The 3,250-nt window shown below is 76.8% G+C and carries 3 protein-coding genes and 1 pseudogene; all 4 read left to right on the forward strand.

Annotated elements, in window-relative coordinates; translation table 11 throughout:
• On the forward strand, positions 1-206 hold a 206-nt coding region (locus B0E53_RS34665; RefSeq protein WP_107079744.1), incomplete at its 5' end, for a hypothetical protein.
• A gap of 23 nt (positions 207-229) precedes the next feature.
• Complete coding sequence (locus B0E53_RS34670; RefSeq protein ID WP_107079745.1) at positions 230-1,084, forward strand: TlyA family RNA methyltransferase; 855 nt, start codon at positions 230-232, stop codon at positions 1,082-1,084.
• Positions 1,081-1,965 (forward strand): NAD kinase, encoded by an 885-nt coding sequence (locus B0E53_RS34675; RefSeq protein WP_107079746.1) that lies wholly within the window; start codon positions 1,081-1,083, stop codon positions 1,963-1,965. Before B0E53_RS34670 ends, B0E53_RS34675 begins: the two co-directional genes overlap by 4 nt.
• A gap of 711 nt (positions 1,966-2,676) precedes the next feature.
• Positions 2,677-3,250, forward strand: a pseudogene (locus B0E53_RS34680) (peptidase S8); the annotation flags it as partial.

Here is a 3,250-nt window from a genome sequence, read left to right on the forward strand (position 1 = left end):
CGCCGGCCGGTCCCCGGCCCGGCCCGCCCGCGGGCATCCGGCCGGCGCCGGTCGAGGAGGTCGGCGAGGCACGCCACCCGGCGGTGGACGCCGCGGTGCAAGCCATGACCAACGCCGAGGCGCTGTCCCCGGCGGACCAGATCGCCCAGTACGAGGCGGCGTACGAGACGCTGCGCGAGACCCTGGCCAGCATCGACCAGGCCTGAGAAGAGGCGGAGAAGAACCACCGATGGCACGTCGTACCCGGCTGGATGCCGAGCTCGTCCGCCGTGGCCTGGCCCGCTCCCGTGAGCAGGCCGCCGCGCTGGTGGAGGCCGGTCGCGTCCGGCTGCGCGGGGTGCCGGCCCGCAAGGCCGCCGCGATGGTCGACCCGGCCGACCCGCTGCTGGTCACGGGCGAGGACCCCGTCGCGGAGTACGTCTCCCGGGGCGGCCACAAGCTGGCCGGCGCGCTCGCCGCGTTCACCCCCGGGGGGCTGACCGTGTCCGGCCGGCGCTGCCTGGACGCGGGCGCCTCCACCGGTGGCTTCACCGACGTGCTTCTGCGCGCCGACGCCGCCGAGGTGGTGGCGGTCGACGTCGGCTACGGGCAGCTCGCCTGGTCGCTGCGGAACGACGACCGGGTGCACGTCTTCGAGCGCACCAACGTGCGTACCCTCACGCCGGAGGCGATCGGCGGCCCGGTCGACCTGACGGTGGCCGACCTGTCGTTCATCTCGCTGCGGCTGGTGCTGCCCGCGCTGGCCGGCTGCACGCGGCCCGACGGCGACCTGGCGCTCATGGTCAAGCCGCAGTTCGAGGTCGGCAAGGAGCGGGTCGGCGCGGGCGGGGTGGTCCGCGACCCCGAGCTGCGCGCCGAGGCTGTGCTCGACGTGGCCGCCGCGGCCGCGCGGCTCGGGCTGGGCCTGGCCGGTGTGGCCGCCAGCCCGCTGCCCGGGCCGAGCGGCAACGTGGAGTTCTTCGTATGGTTACGCCGGGACGCGCCCGCCGCGGACCCCGACCGGGTGCGCGCGGTGGTGGCCGCCGGCCCGCAGGGATTTCCGGCCGTCGGGCCGGAGGGCACGACTGAGGAGGTGTCCGGGTGAGCCGGACCGCTCTGCTGGTGACGCACACGGGCCGTCGGCGCAGCACCGAGCACGCCCGCGCGGTGGCGGCCGACCTCATCGCGGCCGGCTTCGAGGTGCGGGTGGTCGCCGAGGAGGCCGACGACCTGGACCTGCCCGGTGTGGTGCCGGTGACCGGCCCGGAGGCCGCCGAGGGCGCGGAGATCGTCTTCGCGCTGGGCGGGGACGGCACCTTCCTGCGCGCCGCCGAGCTGGCCCGCCCGGCCAAGGCGCCGCTGCTCGGGATCAACCTCGGCAAGGTCGGCTTCCTCGCCGAGGCGGAGATCGACGACCTGGACCGCGCGGTGCGCGACGTGGTCGGGCGCAACTACACCGTGGACGAGCGGCTCACCCTCGACGTCACCGCCGAGTTCGAGGGCGGCCCGACCATCGAGTCGTGGGCGTTGAACGAGATCAGCGTGGAGAAGGGCGAGCGGGCCCAGATGCTGGAGCTGCTCGTCGACGTCGACGGCCGGCCGCTGTCCCGCTACGGCTGCGACGGCGTGGTCTGCGCGACCCCCACCGGATCCACCGCGTACGCGTTCTCCGGCGGCGGGCCGGTGGTCTGGCCCGAGGTGGAGGCGCTGCTGTTGGTGCCGATCAGCGCGCACGCGCTGTTCAGCCGTCCCCTCGTCACCGCGCCGACGTCCACGTTCGCGATCACCGTGGACCCGTTCACCACCCTGGCGGTGCTCTGCTGCGACGGCCGGCGGGTCTACGACCTGCCTCCGGGCGCCCGGGTCACCGTGCGCCGGGGCGCGCTGCCGGTGCGCATCGTGCGGCTCCGGGAGCGGCCGTTCACCGACCGGCTGGTGGCCAAGTTCGACCTGCCCGTGCAGGGCTGGCGCGGCAGCCGTCGCTGACCGGCGGCTCAGCGAAGACCCGCCGGTCCGGGCATCGGCCCGTTCGGCGTACCCGGGTACGGCCGGGGGCGGGTTACGGTAGGAGCCTCTCCCGACGACGGCACGCCGCGCCGGTCCCGGCGTAGCTCGCCGGAACCCGGGCCGGCGGGTGGTCCCGCCTTCGCGGCGGGGCGGGGTTCGTCGGGGCCGGCAACGCCGTCTTCCGGGACGGCGCTCGGGGCGTCCGGACTGCGTCGAGGTGGAGTCCGGGCGGGGCGGTGAGGCCGTGTCCGCCCGGACCGCGCGGTCCGACGGTCGTGGCCCTGGCCAGGGGGTGGTCGGGTCCACGACGGTCGGGGTGTCGGAGGAGTCGCGGCCGGCCGCGGCGGGCGGACGGCGAGCCGCGCCCGGCCGGGTTTCGACCCCGGTCGGGTCGACCGGATCGACGAGCCGCCGTCGGAGGAAACGGCGGCTCACGAACCGGGCGGCGACGCACTCGTTCCGGCACCCCGGCCATCGCCCGCGCCGGCGACATTCCACGCCACCCCTGGCGGCAATCCGCCCGACACCGGGTGGCCCGGCCGCGGTCGACCCGTGTCCACCTGGCGACATGTCGCCGGTGCGGCGTGCCGTACCTAGTGACCGACCGATGATCTCCGTCGCAGACTCCGGTCGGCCGGCCTCAATCCCCCCCCCCCCGAGGCCGGCCACCCGAGTAGAGGAGCGCATCGCATGCACCGGTCCCCACGCTGGCTCGCCGCCGGCGCGGTCGGCGCGCTGGTGGTCGGACTCGCCGTACCGGCGTCCGCCGACCCGCCCGCCCGGCCCACCGGCCCGAGCCCGGCCACCCCCGCCCCGGGCACCGCACCGGCCGCCCGCATCACCCTGATCACCGGCGACCAGGTCGACCTCACCCCGGCCGCGCCCGGCCGGGTCGCCGCCACGGTCCGTCCCGGCCCGGGCCGGGAGCGGGTCACCTTCCACACCCTGGAGGCCGACGGCGGACTTCGGGTGCTGCCCAGCGACGTCGTCCCGTACCTCTCCGCCGGGTTGCTCGACCCGGACCTGTTCGACGTGGAGGAACTGGCCGCCGAGGGCTACGGCGACGCCGCGCAGGACGCGCTCCCGCTGATCGTGCGCTACCAGGAGCCGGCCGCCGGGCGGGTCCGGCCGCTTGCCGGCGCCACCGCGGCCCGTCCGCTGGAGAGCATCAACGGCGCCGCGCTGCGGGTCGGCAAGGCCGACCTCGGCGGCCTGTGGACCAGGCTGCGCGGCGCGCCGGCGGCCCGGACCGCGGGCGCCACGC

Origin of the sequence: Micromonospora sp. MH33, from assembly GCF_003013775.1 — a bacterium.
Taxonomy (GTDB): Bacteria; Actinomycetota; Actinomycetes; order Mycobacteriales; family Micromonosporaceae; genus Micromonospora; species Micromonospora fulviviridis.

What these genes read in the sequence shown, in the direction of transcription:
- B0E53_RS34670 (WP_107079745.1), top strand. Translation starts at nt 230, where the DNA reads ATGGCACGTCGTACCCGGCTGGATGCCGAGCTCGTCCGCCGTGGCCTG.